Below are 4,469 nucleotides of genomic sequence, written 5' to 3' on the forward strand. Positions count from 1 at the left end.
AATATTATTTTTACAAAGTTTTTTGTTTTGTATTATTTCTTTCTATAGCTTCTTTTAATAACTCACCATTTGGATATATATTTTTGCTCATATCTATATATTTATTGTAGTTCTCATTATCTTTTACTTTAAAATAGTATTGAGATAACCAAACATAAGATAAATATTGTTGGTATTTTTCATTAGCATTGTTTAAAGCTTTGTTAAAATATTCAAAGGCTTTTTTATTGCTTCCGCCTGCTATAGCTGGTGCATGCATATATGCTATTGCTGTGCCTATGAGTGCAAAGAAATTTGATTCATCTTTCTTTAATATTTTTTGATATATTTCTTTGCTTTTTGAACCATAAGAAATTTTTTCAGAAAGTCCTGTGAAATAAACAATATAATTCATTAATTCTGATACGCTTATTAGATAATCTGTATCATCTGATTTTTCGTAATCTGCATTTTCATTTATAGCATTCTTTAAATAATTATACTTTTCTTTTTCATCTGAAATTTTTTTTGATTCTATTAAATGATATATATTTTTGTATGTTTGTGAAGAATTATTTTTTATGGTGTTTATATCATAATTTGAAGAATAATAACTATTATAAAAATTATTAATATCTTTAGAATTATATGAATATAAAACTCCGTTTAATATAATTGATAGAATGATAATGTATTTCATGATAATACTCCGTTTATAAAAATTGTGTTAAAGTTTTTATAAATACAAACTGAACAATGTTCATTTTGTATTCAAAATAAAAGCCTGAAATTTATCAGACTTTATTGAAAGTGGCTACATTCTAAACAATAATTATTTTTTGTCAATACAAAGAAAAATTATAGTATATTTAGTATATACCTAAACAAATATACTTTGTCAAAAATAAATTTACATTTTTGCTTTTATATCTGGGGCTTTGCCCACCGCTCTGCGACCCCCCACTTCTTTTGCGACCGAAGGGAGTGCCTTTGGCGTGCCACAAAGAAGCTTATATCCTCGACAAACTCGGATACGCTTCGCGAAAGGCTACATTTTTGGGCTTTAATTAATAAATTATTTTACATGTAAGACAATTTTAGTATGATTTAGTACTAATTCTGTCCTTGCACTTTTTGCAACTTTTTGCGGCGGGAAAAAGAACAACAAAAAATTGACAAACTTAAAAATTTTTAGCATATAATAAAAAAGAAGGGGCTTTAATTTTTAAAGTCCATTCCTTAAATAAAAAGAAATAATTTTTTAATTAATTTCTCATGTATCTTGAATGTATTTCACTTATAGAATCTATTCTTTGCATAGCCAATTTGTCTGCAGCTTCATTTGTTGATATATTATGTTCATCAGCGATTTCAAATATTTCTAATATTCTGTTATATATTTTTTCTGTAGCACTTTTAGCAGCTTCATAATTATAAGTAGGGTTTTCCATAGCTACATTAATAACACCTCCGGCATTAGCAACATAGTCTGGAGCATATACAATACCTTTGTCTTTTAAAATTTTTCCATGATGAGATTCTTTAAGTACATTATTAGCTGAACCTGCTACAACTTTACATTTTAATTTAGGTATAGTGTCATCATTGATAATAGCACCTAATCCGCAAGGAGCAAATATATCAACATCTTGTTCATATATAGCATTAACATCAACTTCTTTAGCATTATATAATTCTACAACTTTTTTTACTTTTTCTTTATCTATATCTGATACTATTAATTCTGCTTTATCTTTTGCCAAATAATCGCATAATACCAAACCTACATGACCTAAGCCCTGAACTGATATTTTTTTGCCTGATAAATTATCGCTTCCAAAAGCTTTTAAAGCACTTGCTTTGATAGCCATATAAACACCGTAAGCAGTCATAGGAGAAGGGTCGCCTGATTTACTTCTAAGTCCTGCTACAAAGCTTGTTTCTTTAGCTATATATTCCATTTCTTCTGTACTTGTATTAACATCTTCAGCAGTGATATATCTTCCGTTTAATGAATTAATGAATTTTCCGTAAGATCTCCAGAATATTTCATTACCTTTAACTTTTTTAGGGTCAGCTATTATTACTGTTTTACCTCCTCCTAAATCAAGTCCGGCACATGCTGATTTTAATGACATACCTTTAGCAAGTCTTAAAACATCTTCTATGGCTTCGCTTTCTGACTTATAATTCCAAAGTCTTGTTCCGCCTAAAGATGGCCCTAATTTTGTAGAGTGAATACATGTAATAGCTTTAAGACCTGTTTTGCTGTCATTGAAAAATACTAATTCTTCATAATTATATTTTTCCATATAACTGAAAATTTCCATAATATATACCTCAGATATTATATAAAATTACCATCTGCATTCAAGTATATTAATGCTTTTTGTCATTGTCAAGTTTTTTTACAATAATTATATTTTTTTAATTTTTATATATAAATGCTTTTTTTACATACCCGCCCTTTAATACTTGTTGTTAAAATTATCAATGTTATTTTTTTTATCTATATAGAATAATATAAAAATATAAATCCCCCCAAATTTTATTTATTTAAGAATTCATTAAACGCACGTTATAATTTATTTTATATTATTTAGTTTTGTTTACCGTGCGATGATTGGTATTAATTTTTAATTATTGATGAATATAAAAAACACGGCTTTAAAAATATTTAAAGCCGTGAAGGGATATTTTTATGAAATTTATTATTATTTTTTTAAAACAATAAACAATTAAAAAATCTCGCTTTAAGGCTCATCAATAACTCTGTCCGCCTTCAGCGAATTTGCTAGATGTTCACAATTTTTATTATTTAGCTTTATCTAAATATTTATTTTTATTATTGCTAATAAAAATTGTTCGCTAATAAAATCTAGCAAATGACTCTGTCCGCCTTCGGCGAATTTGCTAGATGCTCACAATTTTTATTGTTTTGCCTTATCCAAATATTTATTTTCTGTTTCATCAGCAAGTCTGTACATCTTTTCTTCATCTATAGTAATTAGTTTTCCTTTTTCTACTACTACTTTTCCATTAACTATAGTATAATCAACGCTTCCTTTCCAGCCTATAGTACCGAATAATGATTTAGGATCGAAATTAGCACCAACCATTTCTAATTTTCTCATATCTATCATAAATAAGTCAGCAGCTTTTCCAACTTCCAAACTTCCTATATCATCACGGCCTAAAACTCTAGCTCCGCCGTTAGTTGCGATTTTTAATATATCGTATCCAGTAGGGGCTTTATTACTTGAATTGAGTCTATGGAGTAAATAACAAACTCTCATTTCTTCAAGTAAGCTAGATCCGTCATTGCTGGCACTTCCGTCAACAGCAAGTCCAACAGGAACATTCAATTCAAGCATTTCAGGTATTCTGCAAATTCCTGAACTCAATTTCATGTTAGATATAGGACAATGAGCAACTCCGGTTTGAGTGTCAGCTAAAAATTTTAATTCTTTTTCATTGAAGTGAATGCCATGAGCATACCAAACATCATTACCAACCCAGCCTAAAGATTCCATATATTCTAAAGGACGCATATTAAATTTTTCTTTAACGAATACTTCTTCATCTTTAGTTTCGCATAAATGAGTATGAAGTCTTACTTTTAAATCCCTAGCCAATACTGCAGATTGTTTGAGTAATTCACCAGTTACATTGAAAGGAGCACAAGGAGCCAATGCAACCATATTCATAGAGTAGCGTGAAGGATCATGATACTTTTCTACTACTCTTTGGCAATCTTTTAAAATATCATCTAATGACTGAACAACAGAATCAGGAGGAAGTCCGCCGTCTTTTTTACTTAAATCCATACTTCCTCTTGAAGCATACATTCTTATTCCTAAATCTTTAGCGGCTGCAAATTGTGAATCCAACAACATTTCTGAATTTTTTTGAGGGAATAAATAATGATGATCAAAACAAGTAGTACAGCCGGTTTTTAATAATTCACCCATTGCAGTGATAGAGCTATAATAAACAACATCATGATTTAAATTTTTCCAAATTTCGTAAAGATTTGTAAGCCATTCAAATAATTCCATATTCTGAACTTGAGGCAAATTTCTGCTGAATATTTGATACAAATGATGATGTGTATTGATAAGTCCTGGATACATAAAGCAGCCTGAAGCATCAATAACTTTATCAGCTTTTTTTTCTTCTTTTCCTATGTAAGTAATAACTCCATTTTCTATTAATAGGTTGCTGGAATTATGAACTGTGTCATTACTATCACAAGTAACTATAGAAGATGCATTTTTGATAAAAATACTTGACATATTTTTATTCCTCCATTTTTTATGATGATATAAAAACTTATAGTCAATTATTTTTTGGTAATTGGTAGAAACGTTCAACCGTATTATGAACTTATATAAGTGTATGATGATTGAATTATAAGAGATTTTAATTTTATGTCAATGATTTTATTATTTTTATACACTCCTATAATAAGCTAGTGAATAAACTTGCTA

The 4,469-nt window shown here is 28.6% G+C and carries 3 protein-coding genes and 1 riboswitch; all 3 genes read right to left on the reverse strand.

The features are described from left to right. Positions 1-10 precede the first annotated feature (10 nt). Positions 11-679 (reverse strand): hypothetical protein, encoded by a 669-nt coding sequence (locus tag R4K56_RS14470; RefSeq protein ID WP_335772589.1) that lies wholly within the window; start codon positions 677-679, stop codon positions 11-13. Positions 680-1,244: 565 nt separating this feature from the next. Then, positions 1,245-2,309, reverse strand: a complete 1,065-nt coding sequence (locus R4K56_RS14475; RefSeq protein WP_335772590.1) for a Leu/Phe/Val dehydrogenase — start codon at positions 2,307-2,309, stop codon at positions 1,245-1,247. Positions 2,310-2,909: 600 nt separating this feature from the next. Continuing rightward, positions 2,910-4,274 (reverse strand): 8-oxoguanine deaminase, encoded by a 1,365-nt coding sequence (locus tag R4K56_RS14480; RefSeq protein ID WP_335756416.1) that lies wholly within the window; start codon positions 4,272-4,274, stop codon positions 2,910-2,912. A 20-nt stretch (positions 4,275-4,294) separates the two neighbouring features. Further along, a riboswitch (purine riboswitch) is annotated at positions 4,295-4,393 on the reverse strand. Positions 4,394-4,469 lie beyond the last annotated feature (76 nt).

The sequence above is a fragment of the Brachyspira pulli genome (assembly GCF_036997785.1).
In the GTDB taxonomy this organism is placed as follows: Bacteria; Spirochaetota; Brachyspiria; order Brachyspirales; family Brachyspiraceae; genus Brachyspira; species Brachyspira pulli.

Excerpts from the sequence above, each read along its gene's own strand:
- R4K56_RS14470 (WP_335772589.1), bottom strand. The coding sequence starts at position 679 with ATGAAATACATTATCATTCTATCAATTATATTAAACGGAGTTTTATAT.
- R4K56_RS14480 (WP_335756416.1), bottom strand. The coding sequence starts at position 4,274 with ATGTCAAGTATTTTTATCAAAAATGCATCTTCTATAGTTACTTGTGAT.
- R4K56_RS14475 (WP_335772590.1), bottom strand. The coding sequence starts at position 2,309 with ATGGAAATTTTCAGTTATATGGAAAAATATAATTATGAAGAATTAGTA.